This window comes from Ramlibacter aurantiacus (assembly GCF_016722895.1).
Lineage (GTDB): Bacteria > Pseudomonadota > Gammaproteobacteria > Burkholderiales > Burkholderiaceae_C > Ramlibacter > Ramlibacter aurantiacus.
Genome location: NZ_JAEQNA010000001.1, coordinates 133069 through 152641, shown reverse-complemented (window position 1 = coordinate 152641; position 19573 = coordinate 133069). Strand labels below are relative to the sequence as shown.

The following is a 19573-nucleotide window of genomic DNA, read 5'->3' as shown; positions in this document are numbered from 1 at the left end:
CTCCGCCAGTAGCCGCCCCGGAAGCGGGGCGCAGCGGGTAGTCGCCGCTGCCCCGGCGGGGTTCCGTGCGGGCTGGCGCCAGCGGGTCGCACGGTATCATCGCCGCCTCTCTCAGCGTCAGCCTCACGGGCAGGGATCGTGCGCCTTACTTCGATCAAGCTTTCCGGCTTCAAGTCCTTCGCCGAGCCGACCAATTTCATGCTGCCCGGCCAACTGGTGGGCGTGGTGGGCCCCAACGGCTGCGGCAAGTCCAACATCATGGACGCGGTGCGCTGGGTGCTGGGCGAGTCCAAGGCCAGCGAGCTGCGCGGCGAGTCCATGCAGGACGTGATCTTCAACGGCACCACGCACCGCAAGCCGGCCTCGCGCGCCTCGGTCGAACTGGTGTTCGACAACGCCGACCACCGGGCAGGCGGCCAGTGGTCGCAGTTCGCCGAGATCGCCGTCAAGCGCGTGCTCACGCGCGACGGCACCAGCAGCTACTACATCAACAACCAGCCGGTGCGCCGCCGCGACGTGCAGGACGTGTTCCTCGGCACGGGCCTGGGGCCGCGGGCGTACGCCATCATCGGCCAGGGCACCATCAGCCGGATCATCGAGAGCAAGCCCGAGGAGCTGCGCCTGTTCCTGGAGGAAGCGGCGGGTGTGTCCAAGTACAAGGAACGCCGGCGCGAGACCGAGAACCGCCTGTCCGACACGCGCGAGAACCTGACCCGGGTCGAAGACATCCTGCGCGAGCTCAACGCCAACCTCGAAAAGCTGGAAAAGCAGGCGGAGGTGGCGCAAAGGTACAACGCGCTGCAGGCGGATGCCACGCTCAAGCAGCAGCAGCTGTGGTTCCTCAAGCGCGCCGAGAGCGAAGCCGACCAGGTGCGCATCAAGGCCGATGCCGACAAGGCCGTGAACGAGCTCGAATCCCGGGTGGCCGACCTGCGCCACGTCGAGAACGAAATCGAGACCATCCGCCAGGCGCACTACGCCGCCGGCGACCAGGTGAACCAGGCCCAGGGCAAGCTGTACGAGGCCAGCGCCGAGGTCGGCCGCCTGGAGGCCGAGATCCGCTTCGTGGTCGAAGGCCGCCAGCGCGCCGAGCAGCGGCTGGCGCAACTGAAGGAGCAGGCCGCCCAGTGGGTGGCCCGCCGTGACCAGGCCGCCGGGGAATTGGAGAACCTGGCCGCGGACGGCGCCCTGGCCGAGGAGCGGGCCGCCCTGCTCGAGGCCCAGGTCGAGGAACAGGCCGCGCGCCTGCCCGAGCTGGAAGACGCGGTCCGGCAGGCCCAGTCCCGTGCCAACGAGCAGCGGGCCAGCGTGGCCCAGGTGCAGCAGCAAATCCAGGTGCTGGCGGCCGACCAGCGCAACATCGAGGAGCAGTCGCGCCAGCTGAACGTGCGCCGCGAGCGGCTGGTGGCGGACAAGCAGGCCCTGGCCGCGCCCGACGAGCAGCGCCTGGCGCAATCGGAGCAGCAGCTGGCCGCGGCGCAGGAATCGGCCGAGGCCTCCGAGGCCCGGCTGCACGAGCTGCAGGAACAGGTGCCGGCCCTCGACGAAGACCGCCGCAACCGCCAGGCCGAGGCGAACCGGCAGGCCGCGCGCCAGGCCGACCTCTCCGCGCGTCTCGAAGCTTTGAAGGCGCTCCAGGAAAAGGTGCGCACCGACGATAAGCTGCGCCCATGGCTCGCCAAGCACGGGCTGGATGGCCTGCAGGGGCTGTGGAGCCGCATCCATGTGGAGCAGGGCTGGGAAAACGCGCTCGAGGCGGTGCTGCGCGAGCGCCTGTCGGCCCTGGAGGTCTCGCGCCTGGAACTGGTGAAAGCCTTCGCCAACGACGCGCCGCCGGCCAAGCTCGCCTTCTACAGCCCGCCCGGCGCGTCCGCGCCGGAGGCTTCGGGCGCGCTGCCTCGGCTGGCCGACAAGTTGCGCCTGCACGATGCCGGCCAGAAGGCCTTGCTGGCCGACTGGCTGCACGGCTGCCTCACGGCGGAGAGCTTCGAGGAAGCGCTGGGCGCACGCGCCCAGTTGCGCGCCGGCGAAGTGATCTACGTGCGCAGCGGCCATGCCGTCAGCGCGCACTCGGTGAGCTTCTACGCCCAGGACTCCGAGCGCGCCGGCCTGCTGGCCCGCCAGCAGGAGATCGAAAACCTCGAGAAGGAATCGAAGGCGCAGGCGCTGATCGTGGACGAATCGCGCGCCGCGCTGGTGCGTGCCGAGGCCGCCTATGCCGATGCCTCGCAGCGCCTGGTGGCGGTGCGCCGCGAGGCCAGCGAGGTTCGCGCCCGCGCCCACGAGCTGCAGGTGGAGCACTTGCGCCTGTCGCAGCTGGCCGAGCAGACGCGGGCGCGTGGCGAGCAGATCGCCGGCGACCTGGCCGAGGTCGACGCGCTGCTGGACGACCTGCAGGAGCGCCGGGTGACGGCCGAGGCCCGCTTCGAGGAGCTGGACATGCAGCTGGCCGACTCGCAGGAGCGGCACGCGCAGCTGGACGAGCGGGTGATCGAGGCCGAGCGCAAGCTCTCCGAGTCGCGCGAGCAGCAGCGCGGGCTGGAGCGTCAGGCCCAGGAGGCGAAGTTTTCCCAGCGGTCGCTGGAGGCGCGCCGCGGTGAACTGCAGCGCACCATCGAGACGGCGAGCCAGCAGTCGACCTCCATCGCGGCCGAGGAGCTGCGCGCCCACGATGAGCTGTCGCGGCTCACGGACGCGGCGGCACAGGGCGGGCTGCAGGACGCGCTGGCCCTCAAGCTCGAGCGCGAGCAGGCGCTGGGCGCCAAGCGCAGCGAGTACGACGACCTCACCCACAAACTACGGGCCAGCGACGAGCGACGGCTCAAGCTCGAGCGCGAGCTCGACCCGCTGCGCCAGCGCATCACCGAATTCCAGCTCAAGGAACAGGCCGCCCGCCTGGGCCTGGAGCAGTACACGCAACTGCTGGCCGACGCGCAGGCCGACCTCGAGGCGCTGCGCCTGTCGGTGGCCGACGGCAAGGTTCGCCTGACCGGACTGCAAGGCGAGATCGACCGGCTGCACCGCGAGATCGCGGCGCTGGGCGCGGTCAACCTCGCGGCGCTGGACGAGCTGAGCGCGGCCCGCGAGCGCAAGCAGTTCCTGGACGCGCAGTCGGCCGACCTGGTCGAGGCCATGACCACGCTGGAAGATGCCATCCGCAAGATCGACGGCGAGACGCGCGAGCTGCTCAGCGGCACCTTCAACGTCGTCAACGAGCACTTCAGCCGCATGTTCCCCGAGCTGTTCGGTGGCGGCAATGCCAAGCTCGTGATGACCGGCGAGGAAATCCTCGACGCGGGCGTGCAGGTGATGGCGCAGCCGCCGGGCAAGAAGAACCAGACCATCCACCTGCTGTCGGGCGGTGAGAAGGCGCTGACGGCGATCGCGCTCGTCTTCGCCATCTTCCAGCTCAACCCGGCGCCGTTCTGCCTGCTCGACGAGGTGGATGCGCCGCTGGACGACGCCAACACCGAGCGCTACGCCAAGCTCGTGGCCAGCATGAGCCGCGGCACGCAGTTCCTCTTCATCAGCCACAACAAGATCGCGATGGAGATGGCGCAGCAGCTGATCGGCGTCACCATGCAGGAGCAGGGGGTCTCGCGCATCGTGGCGGTCGACATGGAGTCGGCCGTATCGATGGCGGAGATGTGAACACATAGGAATCGCGTATGAGCAGCAGTCTCACCATGGGTTTGGCCATGTTGGGTGGAGGCACCCTGGCCGCCCTGATCGCCTGGAACGCCTGGACCACGCGCCGCAACACGCCGCGGCAGCCCGAGCACGACACGGTGCCGCTGGGCGACTCGGTGTCCACGGTGCCGGTGGAGCAACTTGCCAACGAGGATGGCCGGGTCGACCCCGTGTTCTCCGACTCGGCCCTGGTGCACGCCGTCGCCACGCCGGAGCGGCGGCCGGGGCTCGACGCCCTCATCGACGTGATCGCGCCCATCTCGCTGGAGGGCCCCGTCAGCGGCGACGCCGCGCTGGCGGCCATGCCCAGCACCCGCCGCACGGGCAGCAAGCCCTTCGCCATCGAGGCCCTGAACGAGCGCAGCGGCCACTGGGAAATGCCGCAGGCGGGCCAGCGCTACACGGCGTTCCAGGCGGGCGTGCAACTGGCCAACCGCAGCGGCCCGCTCAACGAAATCGAGTACTCCGAGTTCGTGATGAAGGCGCAGGCCTTCGCCGATTCCGTCGGCGGCATGCCCGACTTCCCGGAGATGCGGCACGAGGTGGCCCGCGCGCGGGAACTGGACCAATTCGCCAGCGGCCATGATGCGCAGCTGAGCCTCACGCTGCGCGCGCGGCAGACCGCCTGGAGCCCGGGCTACGTGCAGCAGCACGCCTCGCGGCTGGGCTTCGTCGCCGGCGTCGTGCCGGGTCGCCTGGTCCTGCCCGCGGAGCATCCCGGCTCGCCGCCGGTGCTGGTGCTGACCTTCGACACGCAGGCCGCGCTGGCCGAGGACCCCACGCAGGCGGCGCTGCGCGACCTGACCCTCACCGTGGACGTGCCGCAGGTCGCCCGGACCGACCAGCCCTTCGCGCGCATGCGCGACGCCGCCACCGCGCTCGGCCAGTCGATGGACGGCATCCTCACCGACGACCGCGGCCAGGTGATCCGCGACGAGACGCTGGACGCCATCGGCGCCGACCTGGAAACGCTGTACGACACGCTGGATGCGAGGGACTTGGCGGCCGGGTCGGCGCAGGCGCGAAGGTTGTTCAGCTGAAGCCCAGGCCGCTGCAGCGGCTGCGAGACAATCCGGCTCGCCTCCAAGAGCCATCCATGCCAGCCCCTCCCGCACTGCACGAACGCGTCGCCGAACTGCACCGGCTGCTGCACCACCACGCCCATCGCTACTACGTGCTCGACGAGCCGGAGATCCCGGACGCCGAGTACGACCATCTGTTCCAGGAACTGCAGCAGATCGAGGCGCAGCACCCCGAGTTGCGCACGCCGGATTCGCCCACGTTGCGAGTGGGCGGCAAGCCGCTGGAGGGCTTCGCCAAGGTGCGGCACCGGGTGCCCATGCTGTCGATCCGCACCGAGACCGACATCGAGGCCAGCGGCGCGCGCAACTTCGACGCGCGGGTGCGGCGTGAGCTGGGGCTGGGTGAGTCGGACCCGCCCATCGAGTACGTCGCCGAGCTGAAGTTCGACGGCCTGGCCGTGAACCTTCGCTATGAGGACGGCGTGCTGGTGCAGGCCGCCACGCGCGGCGACGGCGAGGTGGGCGAGGACGTGACCCAGAACATCCGCACCATCGGACAGGTTCCCTTGAGGCTGCCCGAGGGTGCGCCGCCGGTGCTGGAGGTGCGCGGCGAGGTGTACATGCGGCGCGACGATTTCGAGCGGCTGAACGAGCTGCAGCGCGAGAAGATCGCCCGCGGCCTGCGCAACGAGAAGACCTTCGTCAACCCGCGCAACGCAGCCGCCGGCGCGGTGCGCCAGCTCGATCCGCAGATCGCGCGACAGCGGCCGCTGTCGTTCTTCGCCTATGGCTGGGGCGAGATCGCAGGCGGTCCTGCATTCACCCGCCACTCGGACGTGCTGGAGGCGTTCAAGGGGTGGGGCTTGCCGGTGTCGGACCGGATCCGACGCGCCCGCGGCGCGGACGAGCTGGTCGCCTACCACGAGGCGGTGGGCCGCGAGCGTGACCAGCTGCCCTTCGACATCGACGGCGTGGTCTACAAGGTGGACAGCCTGGCGCTGCAGCGGCAGCTGGGCTTCGTCACCCGCGAGCCACGCTGGGCGGTGGCGCACAAGTTTCCGGCGCAGGAGCAGGTGACCACGGTCGAGTCCATCGACATCTTCGTGGGCCGCACCGGCAAGCTCACGCCGGTGGCGCGCCTGAAGCCCGTGTTCGTGGGCGGGGTCACGGTGACCAACGCCACCCTGCACAACGAAGACGAAGCGCGGCGCAAGGACGTGCGGGTCGGTGACGCGGTGATCGTGCGCCGCGCCGGCGACGTGATCCCCGAAGTGGTCTCGGTGCTCGCGCACGAGCGCCGGCATGAGGAGCCGCCCTTCAGCATGCCGCACCGCTGCCCCGTGTGCGGCAGCGCCGCCGTGCGGGAGGAGGGCGAGGCCGACTGGCGCTGCACCGGGGGGCTGTTCTGCGGCGCCCAGCGCAAGCAGGCGCTGCTGCATTTCGCGCAGCGGCGCGCCCTGGACATCGAAGGCCTGGGTGAACGCCTGGTGGACCAGCTGGTGGACGCGAACGTGATTCGCGTGTTGCCCGACCTGTATCGCCTGGGGCTGGCCAACCTGGTGGCGCTGGACCGCATGGGCGGCAAGAGCGCGGCCAACCTGCTGGGCGCCCTGGAGAACTCGAAGCAGACCACGCTGCCGCGCTTTCTGTTCGCGCTGGGCATCCGCCACGTGGGCGAGGCCACGGCGCGCGACCTGGCGCGCCACTTCGGCTCCCTGGACGCGGTGATGCAAGCCAGCGTGGACGAGCTGCTGCAGGTGCCCGACGTGGGCCCCGTGGTGGCCCAGAGCATCCACACGTTTTTCCAGCAGCCGCACAACCGCGAAGTGGTGGAGCAGCTGCGTGCCCTCGGCGTCCAGTGGCCCGAAGGCGAGCCGGCCGCGCGAGTGCCGCAGCCGCTGGCTGGCGTGACGGTGGTGCTCACCGGCACCCTGCCGTCGCTCAGCCGCGACGAGGCCAAGGCCTTGCTGGAGGCAGCCGGTGCGAAGGTGGCTGGTTCGGTGAGCAAAAAGACGGCTTACGTGGTGGCCGGTGCCGAAGCAGGCAGCAAACTGGACAAGGCCCGGGAGCTGGGCGTTGCGATCCTGGATGAGGAAGGCCTGCGCTCGCTGCTGGCGCCGCCTGCGAACGGATGAGGTCATTCGGTGCGCCGCGTCGGGGGCACTCCGGGGCCGTTTGCTCACCTGTAGGACAACATCCAATTTTGCCGCCGGCCCAGCCAAACGCGGCCATGACTCCGCAGAATCCGAGCCTCATCCATGTCCAACCAACGGGAGAAGCTATGGACAACACCAGCGCGACCAACACCAATGACAACAAGAGCGTGTCGGAGACGGCCACCGCCGCCGAGCAGCTCATGGCTGCACCGGCCCGGGCCAAGCGAGGCTTCGCGGTCCTGAGCCCCGAGAAGAAGCGCGAGATCGCCAGCATGGGCGGCAAGGCGGCACACGAGCACGGTCGCGCCCATCGCTTCACCAGCGAGGAAGCCCGCGCGGCCGGCAAGAAGCGCCACCAGATGCGTGTGGCCGCCGCTGCCACGAAGTCGGAACACTCCTCCTGATCGGATGTTCAACGGCGGCACGAGCCGCCGTTGTCGCATCTGGCGGGCATCGATCGGCCGGCGCGCCGATCGGGCAAGGACCGACTCAGGTTCCGTGCTCGATGCGCCACCAACGCGGCAGCAATGACCGCACCTGGCCGCGGCCGTAGCGGTCGTCGATCAGCCAGACCACGCCCCGGTCCTCCCGGGTGCGGATCACGCGGCCAGCGGCCTGCACCACGCGCCGGATTCCCGGGTACAGGTAGGCGTAGTCGAAGCCCGCTCCAAAGGCCTGCTGCAGGCGTTCTCGCATCAGCTCGTTGACCGGGTTCACTTGCGGCAGCCCCAAGGTGGCCACGAAGGCGCCCACCAGGCGGTCGCCGGGCAGGTCGATGCCCTCGCCGAAGCTGCCTCCCAGGACCGCGAATCCGATGCCGCGTCCGCCCGGCTCGAAGCGGGCGATGAACGCCTGCCGGTCGGCCTCGCTCATGCCGGCCGTCTGCTCCCAGATCGGCAGTTGCGGATCGACGCTGGCGACTGCGGCGGCGACCCGGTGCTGGAACTCATAACTGCTGAAGAAGGCCAGGTAGTTGCCGGGCTGCCCCTGCCACTGCCGAATGATCAGGCGCGCGATCGGCTCGATGGCCCGATCGCGGTCTGCCCAACGGGTCGAGATGCGCGGGGCCACCTTCACGGCCAGCTGCGCCGGATCGAACGGCGAAGCCACTTCGACATCCGCCGCATCGGCCGGCACTCCCAGCGTGTCCTTGTAGAAGTCCACCGGGTTCAGGGTCGCCGAGAACAGCACCACCGCATGGGCCGCCTCGAAGCGCGGCGCCAGGTGCGGCGCCGGCAGCAGGTTGCGGATGCACAGCACGGTGCAGGGGTGCCGGCCGCGGCGGCGCAGCGTCACATCGAACACGGAATGCGCGCCGAAGGTCTCGGCCAGGCGGCTGAAGGCGAGCATGTCGAAGTAGGCCTGCTGCAGCTGCGCCGACGGCGCCTCCTGCGGCGCGTCGGCCAGGTGGTCCGCGATGGCAGCGACCGCCTGTTGCAAGGCGCCGGTGAAGCGACCCGGCAGGTCGTCGTGCGATGCATAGTCGGCCTCCTGCTCGCGCACGGTCTCGCGCCAGGCGCGGGCCAGTCGGCGCAGGGGCGTGGCCAGTTCGACGGGCGCATCGCGGCGCAACTCCGAGAGCTGCTCCTCGTGAAGTTCCGCGCTGTACATCTGGCGCCCGCGGTCGATCAGGTTGTGCGCCTCGTCCACCAGGACCGCGCATCGCCATTCCTGTTCACGTGCCAGCGCATGCAGCAGCGCGCTTGTATCGAAGAAGTAGTTGTAGTCGCCCACCACCACGTCGGCCCAGCGCACCAGGTCGTGTGAGAGCCAATAGGGGCAGACGGCGTGAGCCAGCGCCACGTCGCGCACCTTGGCGCGAGCCATGTTCCCATGGGCGACCGCCGCCGCCCGCGCTGCCGGCAGCCGGTCGTAGAAGCCCTTGGCGAGCGGGCACGATTCGCCGTGGCAGGCCTTGTCCGGGTGCTCGCAGGTCTTGTCACGGGCGCACAGCTCCAGCACGCGCAGGGGCCGCGCGCCGCCCGCGTCCAGCCGATCCAGGGCATCGAGCGCCAGCTGCCGCCCGGGTGTCTTGGCCGCCAGGAAGAAGATCTTGTCCAGCTGCTGTGCGGGCCAGGCGCGCAGGGCAGGGAATAGCGTCCCCACCGTCTTGCCGATCCCGGTCGGCGCCTGCGCCATCAGGCAGCGGCCGTGCTTGACCGCGCGCCAGACGGCCTCGGCCAGTTCGCGCTGGCCCGCGCGGAACTGCGGGTGCGGGAAGACGAGCGACGCGAGTGCCGCGTCGCGCGCGTCGCGGTGAGCGCGTTCGCAGGCGGCCCAGTCCAGGAACAGCCGGCACTGGGTCTCGAAGAACGCGCGCAGCACCTCGGCCTCGAAGGTTTCCTCGATGAGGGTCTCGCGGTCCGTGCCCAGGTCGAGATAGACCAGAGCCAGGCGCAGCGACGCGTAGCCACGGGCCTGGCACAGCAGCCATCCATACACCTTCAGCTGGGCCCAGTGCAGGTGGCGGTGATGGGCCGGCTGGCGCTCCAGGTCTCCGCGGTGCGTCTTGATCTCTTCCAGCCGCCCCAGCGCCGGGTCGAAGCCGTCGGCCCGGCCCCGGACCAGCAGCCCCTCGAACTCGGCCTGCAGCGCGATCTCACTCTCGTACCCGGCGGCACGTCGTCCCTGCACCAGCGCATGTCCGGCGATGCCTTGCTGGGCCGTTGGCGAAGGCGTGAAGCGCAGATCCAGGTCACCGGCCCGGGCCGTGAACTCGCACAAGGTGCGAACGGCAACGGTGTAGAGGGGAGGGGGGGACATGCGGGGGCGGGCCGAGGGGAGTGCGTTCCCGAACGGCTGGGCGAGCGGCTTTCTAACACAGGGCAGGCACGCGCAGCCTTCGACAGGCTCAGGCCGAACGGTTGTCGTGGGCGCAGCCTTCGAAGGGCTCAGGCCGAACGGTTGTCGTGGGCGCAGCCTTCGACGGGCTCAGGCTGAACGGAATACGCGCCACCGCGCAGCGGTAGGCCCCTCCAGTGCCAACGCGGAACCGGCTTTGCCGGGCCGCTGTTGGCGCCCCCTCGGGGGGAGGCGGCCACGAGGCCGCTTCGGGGGGGATCAACCCTCCTGGAGTTGGTGGCTCAAGCTCGTGATGGCATAGCGCTTCTCCCGCAGCTGGCGCGCGGGATCGTCGATGCCGTACTCGGTGAAAGCGGGGGCGCTTTCGTCGAGCTCCACGCCGCGCGCGTGCGCCACCCATTCGGTGCTGGTCACCTCCTGTGGAATCTCCTGTCCGGCAGGAACCACCAGGAAGGACATTTTGTGGGCGGGCTCATGGCGGCGATAGACGTCGAGTTGCATGGGCGACTCCTTGATGACGAGACGAGGGGAGGGGAGGCATGGCGGGGATCAACTGCCGCCCTGGCGTGGGCGCTTGCCAGGGTTCTTCTTGTTGCGCGTGGAGGTGCCGCGTTCTTGACTGATGGTCTGGCCACCGCCGCTACGCCGCACGATCCGGCCTTCGGCCACCTTGGGGGGCGGGGTGGCCCGCCGGTCCGCTTCGGTCACGATCTTGTTTCCCATGGAGCTCCTTGGGGTGTGTTGATGGACCCTTTATTCAGCCACAAGCCGGGCCGCCTGGGTGCTTCAGCCTGTGTGGGGCGGCAAGCGACTTTGAACGCGGCCGTGTCCGACAGGCGCCACCGTCGCGCCGGGGCTAGTCTGGACCTCAAACGGAGTCGACCACCCTTGGACACGAAAGCTGCCACCCGCCGCCAGAAAACGCCCGAACGGGCCGCCAGCCAGACCACTCCGCCCCCGGCGCGCCCCGCCCCTGGAGAAAGCAGCGCCAGCACGATCATCGAAGCGCCTACGAAGCGGCGCAATCCGCTGGATGCGCATGATTTCCCCGACGGCGGGGGCAGTGGCGGTGCCGAGCGGTTCAGCCGCAAGCGTTCGAAGCCCTGACCGACCCATCACGATTTCGCCCGGAGACGCCATGCAGAACATTGCCGCCACTTTCGACGACCCCAACTCCGCGCGCCTGGCGATGAGCCGCGTGGAAAGCGCGGGCATTCCGCGCGAGCGCATCCACTTCAGCCCGAGCGCGGACGCCGACTTCATCAAGCACGCTGGCCCGTCGCAGCCGCGGCCCGGGCAGCCCGGCTACCGCCGGCAGAGTGTGCTCGAGTCCATCGGCGGCTTTTTCGCCAACCTGTTGGAGAGCCACACCGATGAGTCGGGCATCTACTCCGAGGCCCTGCGCCGGGGCACCAGCCTGTTGCTGATCGAAGTCGAGCGCGACCAGGCCCAGAAGGTGATCCGCGTGCTGCAGGACTGCGGGGCCATCAGCCTCGAAGACCGCGTGGGCCAGTGGCGCACCGAGGGCTGGGAGCCCGCCGCACCCGGTGCGGGAACGGCGGCGCCATCGTCGGGCGGCGTGCATGCGGCATCGCCCACGGGCACCGCCGCCGCAGCCTCGCCGTCCCGTGCCGGCGGCCCGCAGGCCGGCGCAACGATGCGGGGCGGCCCCGTGGGCACGCACAGCTTCGCGGGCGGTGGCGCTGCCGTCGGCATGCCTTCGACCGCCGGGACACAGGTCGGCGGTGCGGGCTCTCGACCCGACGGGACCGATATCGCCGACACCGGCGGCGACCCGACGCTGCCCGGCTCCCACACCACGCCCACGCCGGGCGAAACGGCACGTCTGCGCGAGCGCGCGGTGGCCGCTTCCGAAAAAGGTGGCGCGGACGTCACGGATTCGCTCAACCGGGGCCGCGAGCCGGGCGCCAATCGCTGAAGCAGCGCCCGCGGGGGCCGTCGGCTGGTAATCTCCGGGGCGCGCTCATCCGTGCCCACCGCCCATGCCCGACCCAACGCCCGAAGACCTGCCGCCGCTGCCACGCATCCTGGTGGTCGACGACGCGCCCGACAGCCTCTGGCTGATCAACGAGCTGCTCAAGGACCGGTACGAGGTCCTGCAGGCAGCCGGAGGCGAGGAAGCCCTGGCCCTGGCGCGCAGCGAGCCCCGCCCCGACCTTCTCCTGCTGGACATCCTGATGCCCGACATGGACGGCTACGAGGTCCTGCGGCGCCTGCGCCAGGAGCCCCGCACGGCCGATATCCCGGTGGCCTTCATGAGCGCACTCAGCCGCGACGAGCAGCAGCGGCAGGGGCGCGACCTCGGGGCGGTGGACTACCTCACCAAGCCGGTCGACGTGCGCGCCGTGATGAGCCGGGTCGAGACCCAGCTGCTCGAGCGGCGCCAGGCGCGTCGGATGGAAGCGCTGGGCGAGCGCCTGGCCCGGCAGTTGCCCAAGGAGCAGTGGGAGGCGCTGTTCCGGGGCGAGGGACGCAGCGGCATCGCCTTCGAGCTGCTGCCGGTCAGCCTGCTGCTGGTGCAGGCGGCCTACATGAGCGGCAGCGTGGGCGACCGTTCCGAATTCCTGGCCCAAGTGGCGGAGCTCGCGGGGAGCCAGGGCGGCACGGTCGACCGATACGAACGCGAAGCCACAGTCCTGCTGTTCGAGCAGCCCGCCGCCGCCCTGCGCACGGCCATGGCCCTGCAACAGCGCTATGGCGCACCCAACCTGCGCCTGGGCCTGCACGACATGCCGGCCGAGATCGCCCGCTTCAGCTGCGGGCAAACGGCCGAGCGCACGCTGGTCGGCTCCGAGGTGAGCGCCGCGCGGCGCGCCACCGCCCATTCGGGGTCGGGCATCACCCTGTCGCCGGCCGCTTGCGCCGCGCTGCGCGAGGAGCTGCACAGCTGCCGCTCACGCGTCCTGTTCACCGCGCGATATGAAGGCAATGCGCTGCGCATCGCCCAGTTGCTGCCGCTGGAGCTGGAGCAGGCCCGGTGGGCGGGCTCCGACCGGGCGCCGCTGCCAGCTTCGTAGCCGCCCTACAGCGCCACGGCCGGTGGGCTGGCGGTGGCGGCGCGACGGCCCCGGTACCCTGGTCGCCAAGGAGGCAGCATCCATGAGCCAGACCAGCGTCGGCCCCGGACCGAACCGAGGCGGCAACGAGAACCCCGCGGACGACCCACGCCGCAAGACCCTGGGCGAGGGCGCGCCCCAGGCCGAGCCGCCCGCGGGCGCCCCGGGTACGCAGCCCCAGACGGACGAGACGGACGAGAAGGACGAGCAGTCGACGCGCGAGGGGCAGACCCGGCAGCCCCGCCGGGAGTGAGGCGGGGAGTCGCCTTGCCCGGGCGGGGACAAGGGCGGAACTTTAGAATGCCCGCCCGGGTCTGCCAGGCCCCAAGCCACAGCCCATGAACGCCCCCCTCGACGTCTCCCTCTTCGCCCGCGCCGCCAAGCCGATCACCAGCTACCGCAAGTACTGGGCCGCGCGCTTCGGCACCGCGCCGTTCCTGCCGATGAGCCGGGCCGAGATGGACCGCCTGGGCTGGGACAGTTGCGACGTGATCATCGTCACGGGCGACGCGTACGTGGACCACCCGAGCTTCGGCATGGCGGTCATCGGCCGCGCGCTGGAGGCGCAGGGCTTCCGCGTGGGCATCATCGCGCAGCCCGACTGGCAAAGCGCCGACCCCTTCAAGGCCCTGGGCAAGCCCAACCTCTTCTTCGGGGTGACGGCGGGCAACATGGATTCGATGATCAACCGGTACACCGCCGACCGGAAGATCCGCAGCGACGACGCCTACACACCCGGCGACGTGGGCGGCAAGCGGCCCGACCGGGCCTCGCTGGTCTACTCGCAGCGCTGCCGCGAGGCCTACCCCGAGGTGCCCATCGTGATGGGCGGCATCGAGGGCAGCCTGCGCCGGATCGCCCACTACGACTACTGGCAGGACAAGGTGCGCCGCTCCATCCTGGTGGACGCCAAGTGCGACCTGCTGCTGTACGGCAACGCCGAACGCGCGATCGTCGAGATCGCCCACCGGCTGGCGGCACGCGAGCCGGTGCAGCAGATCACCGACGTGCGTGGCACGGCGTTCATCCAGCGCAGCTCGCCCGAGGGGTGGTTCGAGATCGATTCCACCGAGGTGGACCGGCCCGGCCGTGTCGATGAGCACATCAACCCCTACCTCACCGTGTCCGAGCAGGCGCAGGCGCAGGGCGGCACCTGCAGCAAGGACCAAGCCGCGGATGGCGCGCAGCAGCCGCTGGTCTTCGTGCGCGGCGCCTCGCGCCGGCCGCCACCGCGCGAGCACACCGTCATCCGGCTGCCGTCGTACGACCAGGTCAAGTCGGACCCGGTGCTGTACGCCCATGCCAATCGCGTGCTGCACCTGGAGACCAACCCCGGCAACGCTCGTGCGCTGGTGCAGGCCCATGGCGACCGTGACGTGTGGATCAACCCGCCCCCCATCCCGCTGACCACCGCGGAGATGGACCATGTCTTCGGGCTGCCGTATGCGCGCAGCCCGCACCCCACGTATGCCGACGAGAACGGCAGCCACGACGGCGCCACCCGCATCCCGGCGTGGGAGATGATCCGCTTCAGCGTGAACATCATGCGCGGCTGCTTCGGTGGCTGCACCTTCTGCTCGATCACCGAGCACGAAGGTCGCATCATCCAGAGCCGCAGCGAAGAATCGGTGATCCGCGAGATCGAGGAGATCCGCGACAAGGTGACCGGCTTCACCGGCGTCATCTCCGACCTCGGCGGGCCCACGGCCAACATGTACCGCATCGGCTGCAAGAGCCCCGAGATCGAGGCCGCGTGCCGCAAGCCCAGCTGCGTGTATCCCGGCATCTGCTCCAACCTGAACACCGACCATGGCCCGCTGGTGAAGATGTACCGGCGGGCGCGCTCGCTCAAGGGCATCAAGAAGATCCTGATCGGCTCGGGCCTGCGCTACGACCTGGCCGTGCAGTCGCCCGAATACGTGAAGGAGCTGGTGCAGCACCACGTGGGCGGCTACCTGAAGATCGCGCCGGAGCACACCGAGGCCGGGCCGCTGTCCAAGATGATGAAGCCGGGGATCGGCAGCTACGAGCGTTTCAAGCAGATGTTCGAGAAGTACTCCGCCGAGGCGGGCAAGAAGCAATACCTCATCCCGTACTTCATCGCCGCGCACCCGGGCACCAGCGACGAGGACATGATGAACCTCGCCGTCTGGCTCAAGCGCAACGGCTTCCGGGCCGACCAGGTGCAGACCTTCTATCCCAGCCCCATGGCCACGGCCACGGCCATGTACCACTCGGGCCGCAACACCTTGCGCAAGGTGCGGCGCGAGGGCAGCGAGGAAGACCGCGTGGACATCGTGCGCGGCGAGCGGCGCCGGCGCCTGCACAAGGCTTTCCTGCGCTACCACGACCCCAACAACTGGCCGCTGCTGCGCGAGGCGCTCAAGGCCCTGGGGCGGGCCGACCTGATCGGCAATGGCAAGCACCATCTCATCCCGGCTTTCCAGCCGGTGACGGATGGCAGCTACCAGAGCGCGCGGCGGACGAACTCGACGCCTTCGGGGAACGGGGCCAAGCCGGGGCGGGGGAAGCTGCTGACCCAGCACACCGGTTTGCCGCCCCGGGTGACGGGGGCGGCAAAGCCGGCGCGCAAGCGCGGGTGAGTCAGCGCTGGCGGAGCCTGAGCAGGATCTGCTGCAGGGCCTCCCGATCGATCCAGTCCTTGGCTCGATAGTCCGTCCTGGTTTCCGACAAGCCTTCGATATCGAGCGTGCGGACCTCGACGCCTTCCACCATCAAGGTCCGCACGTGGGGCTGCAGGTCCTCGCAGGTCGAGCAGGTCGGCGCCATGCGGCGATGGGGTCGAGTTCGATTTCGCTGCGGTGGCGGTTTCCGATGAAGCGCTGCATGCCCCCAGGCTACAGCGGCAGGCCCACGTAGTTTTCGGCCAGCGAGGTCGACAGCGCCTTCGAGTGCACCAGGTAATCCAGCTCGGCTTCCTGCACCTTCTGCCCGAAGCCCTCGGTGTCGGGGAAGCGGTGCATCAGGCTGGTGATCCACCAGGAGAAGCGCTCGGCCTTCCAGATGCGCTTGAGGCAGCGCTCGGAGTAGGTGTCGATGCCCTGGCTGCTGCGCTCCTTGAAATACTCGATGAGCGCGCCCGAGAGGTACTTCACGTCGGTGGCCGCCAGGTTCAGGCCCTTGGCGCCGGTCGGCGGCACGATGTGGCCGGCGTCACCCGCCAGGAAGAGCCGGCCGAAGCGCAGCGGCTCGGCCACGAAGCTGCGCAGGGGCGCGATGCTCTTCTCGATGCTGGGGCCGGTCACGATGCGCGATGCCAGGTCGGGGTCGAGCCGGCGCCGCAGCTCGTCCCAGAAGCGCTCGTCGCTCCAGTCCTCCACCTTGTCGCTCAGCGGCACCTGCACGTAATAGCGCGAGCGGCTCATGCTGCGCATCGAGCACAGGGAGAAGCCGCGCTCGCTGTTGCCGTAGACGATCGCGTGCGGCGAGACCGGCGGCGTGTCCGACAGAACGCCGATCCAGCCGAAGGGGTAGACCTTCTCGTACTCGGTCACCCGGTCCTTCACGCTGGCGCGGCTGACCCCGTGGAAGCCGTCGCAGCCTGCGATGAAGTCGCACTCCAGGGTGTGGGTGCGGCCGTCCTTCTCATACGTCACCCGGGGCTTGTCGCTGTCGAAGTCGAGCGGCTGCACGTTGCCGGCTTCGTAGACCGTGGTCAGCCCGGCGGCCGCGCGGGCGTCCATCAGGTCGCGGGTCAGCTCCGTCTGGCCGTAGGCGGTGACGACCTTGCCGCCGGTCAGCCCCGAAATGTCGATCGGGTGGCGCTTGCCCGAGAACACCAGCTCGATGCTGTGGTGCGGGATGCCCTCGTGGTCGAGCCGCTCGGCGACACCGGCTTCGCGCATCAGGTCCACCGTGACCTGCTCGAGGATGCCGGCGCGGATGCGGCCGAGCACGTAGTCGCCGGTCTGGCGCTCGAGGATGATGTTGTCGATGCCGGCCTTGTGCAGCAGCTGGCCGAGCAGCAGGCCCGAAGGGCCGGCGCCGATGATGGCAACCTGGGTTCGCATGGGGTACTCCTTGAGCCATCGAGCTTAGGAAGTGCCGCCCCGCGCGTCGAGCGCGGCGGCCGGTCGCTGTGCGATCATCGTGCAACCTGCGCGGTGATCGCGCAATGTCGTCACCCTCTCCACAACGCTCCACCAACGCTCCACGGACGCCCATGATCGCCAAGGTCGACTACATCGAAGGCATGGCTCGCGGCCTGGCCGTGCTGGAGAGCTTCGACACCGAGCGCCAGCGGCTCAACGCCACCATCGCCGCGCAGCGCGCCGGGATCACGCGGGCTGCGGCGCGCCGGCACCTGCTGACCCTGGCGCACCTGGGCTATCTCGAATCCGATGGCAGCCACTTCTGGCTCTCGGCCAAGGTGCTGCGTTTTTCCGGCAGCTACTTCGCCTCGGCGCGGCTGCCGCGCCTCCTGCAGCCCACGCTCAACCGGCTGGCATCGTTCACGGCCGACTCGTTCTCGGCCGCCGTGCTCGATGGCGATGAGGTGGTGATCGTCGCGCGCAGCGGCCCCTCGCGCGTCATGGCCTATGGCGTGCACCTCGGCGCCCGGCTGCCGGCGCACGCCACGTCCACCGGCCGTGTGTTGCTGGCCGCATTGGGCAAGGCGGCCTTCAACGGGTGGCTGCGTGGGCGCGAGCTGCCCCGGCTGACCGTGCACACGGTGGTCGAACCCAAGGCGTTCCGCAGCCTCGTGGAACAAGTGCGGCAGCAGGACTTCTGTGCCGCCAGCGAGGAACATGAGCTCGGCGTGCATGCCTTGGCCGTGCCCTTGCGTGACATGCGGGGCCGCACGGTCGCGGCCATGAACGTGGTGGCCGGCAGCCACCGCAGCGACAAGGGGTCCCTGGCGCGGGACATGCTCCCGGTGCTGCAAGACGCGGCCCGCGAGCTGCGCCCGATGCTTTAGACCTTCTCCAGCCAACCCAGACCGGACCAAAGCCAGGGCCAGGTCTTCAGTGCGCCGATCAGCGCCAGGTGCAACGGATAGACGAGATAGAACGCCACTTGCAGCCGCGGCAGCTGCAAAGGCATCAGCCGCAGCAGCGCCGCCAACGGCACGGCGGCCAGCGTCCAGAGCAGGGCGGGCCAGCCACCGAACTCGGCGTTGAGGAACCCGGTGATCGCCAGCATCACCGCGGCCAGCACGCCCGCCTGCGGCCACGAGGTGCGGCCGAACAGGTACACGGCCGGGATCAACAGCACCCCCGGTGCGTTGAATTCGACCCAGCCCGACGCCATCACGGCCAGCAGGGCCGCGGCTCCGCGCAAGGCGAGGGACGCGCCCGAGGCCAGGGCCCAGCACAGCACCGCCCCCAGGGCCAGCGTGCCCAGCACATTCAGCAGCCAGGGCTCGCCGCGAGCCCAGATCGAGGGCGCGATGGCGATCACGCACCACAAGGCGAGGCGGCGGGCGGTGCGGGCGGCCCTGGGTGCGGCGTCGCCCGCGCGGGCGAGGTTGACCCCCAGGACGATGGCGAAGAGCGGGAATGCCAGGCGGCTGCTGGCGAACACCCAGCTGTCCAGGCCATAGCCGAGCAACAGCCGGCCGAAGTGGTCGACGAACATGAAGCCCATCGCCACCCACTTGAGCGTCTCGAGCTGTCCGTCGGTGAATCCCCAGGGAGCGGGGGAGGGCGAAGGCGGGTGGGGCACGGCCCGGCCAGCATAGTCGGCCCATGCGGTGGGCGTGCTTATGCGGGGTCCCGGATATGCAAACAACCAGATCTTCGTTGGTTTTTATAACCAAATGGAGACAATTGCACCTGCTCTTATTCCCAGAACACGGCGAAGACCCATGAATCACCGCATCAAGACCCTGATCGCCATCGCGGCCCTGGCCACCAGCGGCCTGGCTTCCGCGCAGACCCTGCTCAACGCGTCCTACGACGTGGCCCGCGAGTTCTACAAAGACATCAACGCCGCCTTCGTCCCGCACTACAAGAAGACGACGGGCAAGGACGTCAAGATCGACCAGGCGCACGGCGGCTCCTCGGCCCAGGCGCGCGCCGTGGCGGACGGCCTGGACGCGGATGTGGTGACCATGAACACCACCACCGACATCGAGTTCCTGGCCGACCGTGGCGTCGTCGCCAAGGACTGGGCCAAGCAGTTCCCGAACAACGCCGCGCCCACGACGTCCACCATGCTGTTCCTCACGCGCCAGGGCAACCCCAAGGGCATCAAGGACTGGGACGACCTCACCAAGCCGGGCGTGCAGGTGGTCGTGGTGAACCCCAAGACCGGCGGCAACGGCCGCTACACCTACCTGGCGGCCTGGGGCTATGCCAAGAAGAAGGGCGCCAGCGACGCGCAGGCGGCCGAGTTCGTCTCCAAGCTGTACAAGAACGTGCCGGTGCTGGCGCGTGGCGGCCGCGATGCCACCACCGCTTTCCTGCAGCGCAACATCGGCGACGTGCTGGTCACCTTCGAGTCCGAGGTCGAGTCGGTCAACCGGGAGTTCGGCGAGAAGCGCGTGGACGTGGTCTATCCGTCGACGAGCATCCTGGCCGAGAACCCGGTGGCGATCGTCGAGCGCACGGTCAACAAGAAGGGCACCCGCGAGCTGGCCAAGGCCTATCTCGACTTCCTCTACTCCGAGCAGGGCCAGGAGATCGCCGCCAAGCACAACATGCGGCCGCGCAATGCCGCCGTGCTGAAAAAGCACGCCGACACCTTCAAGCCCATCCAGCTCTTCACCGTGCAGGAAATGTTCGGTTCGCTGAGCGAAGCGCAGAAGGTGCACTTCAACGACGGCGGCCAGTTCGACAAGATCTATACGGTCCGTTGAGCCCAT

At 69.7% G+C, this 19573-nt stretch carries 17 protein-coding genes; 11 read left to right on the top strand and 6 right to left on the bottom strand.

The window, feature by feature from the left end:
- The first annotated feature begins 138 nt into the window (after nt 1–138).
- The 4 genes from smc to JI739_RS24795 all read left to right on the top strand — a co-directional run bounded on the left by smc (nt 139) and on the right by JI739_RS24795 (nt 7272).
- Complete coding sequence (gene smc, locus JI739_RS00745; RefSeq protein ID WP_201681939.1) at nt 139–3651, top strand: chromosome segregation protein SMC; 3513 nt, start codon at nt 139–141, stop codon at nt 3649–3651.
- A gap of 17 nt (nt 3652–3668) precedes the next feature.
- On the top strand, nt 3669–4730 hold the full coding sequence (locus tag JI739_RS00740) for a cell division protein ZipA C-terminal FtsZ-binding domain-containing protein (RefSeq protein WP_201681938.1): 1062 nt from the start codon (nt 3669–3671) through the stop codon (nt 4728–4730).
- 56 nt (nt 4731–4786) lie between these two features.
- Nucleotides 4787–6847 carry an NAD-dependent DNA ligase LigA gene (ligA, locus tag JI739_RS00735; protein ID WP_201681937.1) on the top strand — a complete coding sequence of 687 codons (2061 nt, stop codon included), beginning with the start codon at nt 4787–4789 and terminating at the stop codon, nt 6845–6847.
- 146 nt (nt 6848–6993) lie between these two features.
- On the top strand, nt 6994–7272 hold the full coding sequence (locus JI739_RS24795; RefSeq protein WP_236589011.1) for a KGG domain-containing protein: 279 nt from the start codon (nt 6994–6996) through the stop codon (nt 7270–7272).
- An 85-nt stretch (nt 7273–7357) separates the two neighbouring features.
- Here JI739_RS24795 and JI739_RS00725 read toward each other — a convergent pair whose 3' ends face one another.
- The 3 genes from JI739_RS00725 to JI739_RS00715 all read right to left on the bottom strand — a co-directional run bounded on the left by JI739_RS00725 (nt 7358) and on the right by JI739_RS00715 (nt 10393).
- Nucleotides 7358–9631: an ATP-dependent DNA helicase gene (locus JI739_RS00725; protein ID WP_201681936.1), complete on the bottom strand. Its 2274-nt coding sequence runs from the start codon at nt 9629–9631 to the stop codon at nt 7358–7360.
- A gap of 297 nt (nt 9632–9928) precedes the next feature.
- Nucleotides 9929–10171, bottom strand: a complete 243-nt coding sequence (locus tag JI739_RS00720) for a DUF6139 family protein (protein WP_201681935.1) — start codon at nt 10169–10171, stop codon at nt 9929–9931.
- Nucleotides 10172–10219: 48 nt separating this feature from the next.
- Nucleotides 10220–10393: a hypothetical protein gene (locus JI739_RS00715; RefSeq protein WP_201681934.1), complete on the bottom strand. Its 174-nt coding sequence runs from the start codon at nt 10391–10393 to the stop codon at nt 10220–10222.
- 165 nt (nt 10394–10558) lie between these two features.
- On the opposite strand from JI739_RS00715, the gene JI739_RS00710 reads away from it, so the two are divergent.
- The 5 genes from JI739_RS00710 to JI739_RS00690 all read left to right on the top strand — a co-directional run bounded on the left by JI739_RS00710 (nt 10559) and on the right by JI739_RS00690 (nt 15350).
- The gene (locus JI739_RS00710; RefSeq protein ID WP_201681933.1) at nt 10559–10777 is read left to right on the top strand and encodes a hypothetical protein; all 219 of its coding nucleotides are present in this window, start codon (nt 10559–10561) and stop codon (nt 10775–10777) included.
- 31 nt (nt 10778–10808) lie between these two features.
- Nucleotides 10809–11609, top strand: a complete 801-nt coding sequence (locus tag JI739_RS00705) for a hypothetical protein (RefSeq protein WP_201681932.1) — start codon at nt 10809–10811, stop codon at nt 11607–11609.
- 64 nt (nt 11610–11673) lie between these two features.
- Entirely contained in the window at nt 11674–12708 is a 1035-nt protein-coding gene (locus JI739_RS00700; protein WP_201681931.1) for a response regulator, read from the top strand.
- Between the two features lie 82 nt (nt 12709–12790).
- Complete coding sequence (locus JI739_RS00695) at nt 12791–13000, top strand: hypothetical protein (protein ID WP_201681930.1); 210 nt, start codon at nt 12791–12793, stop codon at nt 12998–13000.
- A gap of 85 nt (nt 13001–13085) precedes the next feature.
- Nucleotides 13086–15350 (top strand): YgiQ family radical SAM protein, encoded by a 2265-nt coding sequence (locus tag JI739_RS00690; protein WP_201681929.1) that lies wholly within the window; start codon nt 13086–13088, stop codon nt 15348–15350.
- 1 nt (nt 15351) lies between these two features.
- Here JI739_RS00690 and JI739_RS00685 read toward each other — a convergent pair whose 3' ends face one another.
- Both JI739_RS00685 and pobA read right to left on the bottom strand, forming a co-directional pair.
- A complete protein-coding gene (locus tag JI739_RS00685; protein WP_201681928.1) occupies nt 15352–15537 on the bottom strand; it encodes a hypothetical protein in 186 nt (61 codons plus the stop codon).
- A 68-nt stretch (nt 15538–15605) separates the two neighbouring features.
- The gene (gene pobA, locus JI739_RS00680) at nt 15606–16778 is read right to left on the bottom strand and encodes a 4-hydroxybenzoate 3-monooxygenase (protein ID WP_201681927.1); all 1173 of its coding nucleotides are present in this window, start codon (nt 16776–16778) and stop codon (nt 15606–15608) included.
- 152 nt (nt 16779–16930) lie between these two features.
- Here pobA and JI739_RS00675 point away from each other — a divergent pair, with 152 nt between their 5' ends.
- On the top strand, nt 16931–17686 hold the full coding sequence (locus JI739_RS00675; RefSeq protein ID WP_201681926.1) for an IclR family transcriptional regulator domain-containing protein: 756 nt from the start codon (nt 16931–16933) through the stop codon (nt 17684–17686).
- On the opposite strand, the gene JI739_RS00670 is transcribed toward JI739_RS00675, so the two are convergent.
- Nucleotides 17683–18432 (bottom strand): TraX family protein, encoded by a 750-nt coding sequence (locus JI739_RS00670; RefSeq protein ID WP_201681925.1) that lies wholly within the window; start codon nt 18430–18432, stop codon nt 17683–17685. The two genes, JI739_RS00675 and JI739_RS00670, sit on opposite strands and share 4 nt — an antisense overlap.
- Before the next feature lie 142 nt (nt 18433–18574).
- Here JI739_RS00670 and JI739_RS00665 point away from each other — a divergent pair, with 142 nt between their 5' ends.
- Nucleotides 18575–19567 (top strand): sulfate ABC transporter substrate-binding protein, encoded by a 993-nt coding sequence (locus JI739_RS00665; protein ID WP_201681924.1) that lies wholly within the window; start codon nt 18575–18577, stop codon nt 19565–19567.
- Nucleotides 19568–19573 lie beyond the last annotated feature (6 nt).

Excerpts from the sequence above, each read along its gene's own strand:
- JI739_RS00740 (WP_201681938.1), top strand. The coding sequence starts at position 3,669 with ATGAGCAGCAGTCTCACCATGGGTTTGGCCATGTTGGGTGGAGGCACC.
- ligA (WP_201681937.1), top strand. The coding sequence starts at position 4,787 with ATGCCAGCCCCTCCCGCACTGCACGAACGCGTCGCCGAACTGCACCGG.
- JI739_RS24795 (WP_236589011.1), top strand. The coding sequence starts at position 6,994 with ATGGACAACACCAGCGCGACCAACACCAATGACAACAAGAGCGTGTCG.
- JI739_RS00725 (WP_201681936.1), bottom strand. The coding sequence starts at position 9,631 with ATGTCCCCCCCTCCCCTCTACACCGTTGCCGTTCGCACCTTGTGCGAG.
- JI739_RS00720 (WP_201681935.1), bottom strand. The coding sequence starts at position 10,171 with ATGCAACTCGACGTCTATCGCCGCCATGAGCCCGCCCACAAAATGTCC.
- JI739_RS00715 (WP_201681934.1), bottom strand. The coding sequence starts at position 10,393 with ATGGGAAACAAGATCGTGACCGAAGCGGACCGGCGGGCCACCCCGCCC.
- JI739_RS00705 (WP_201681932.1), top strand. The coding sequence starts at position 10,809 with ATGCAGAACATTGCCGCCACTTTCGACGACCCCAACTCCGCGCGCCTG.
- JI739_RS00700 (WP_201681931.1), top strand. The coding sequence starts at position 11,674 with ATGCCCGACCCAACGCCCGAAGACCTGCCGCCGCTGCCACGCATCCTG.
- JI739_RS00695 (WP_201681930.1), top strand. The coding sequence starts at position 12,791 with ATGAGCCAGACCAGCGTCGGCCCCGGACCGAACCGAGGCGGCAACGAG.
- JI739_RS00690 (WP_201681929.1), top strand. The coding sequence starts at position 13,086 with ATGAACGCCCCCCTCGACGTCTCCCTCTTCGCCCGCGCCGCCAAGCCG.
- JI739_RS00685 (WP_201681928.1), bottom strand. The coding sequence starts at position 15,537 with ATGGCGCCGACCTGCTCGACCTGCGAGGACCTGCAGCCCCACGTGCGG.
- pobA (WP_201681927.1), bottom strand. The coding sequence starts at position 16,778 with ATGCGAACCCAGGTTGCCATCATCGGCGCCGGCCCTTCGGGCCTGCTG.
- JI739_RS00675 (WP_201681926.1), top strand. The coding sequence starts at position 16,931 with ATGATCGCCAAGGTCGACTACATCGAAGGCATGGCTCGCGGCCTGGCC.
- JI739_RS00665 (WP_201681924.1), top strand. The coding sequence starts at position 18,575 with ATGAATCACCGCATCAAGACCCTGATCGCCATCGCGGCCCTGGCCACC.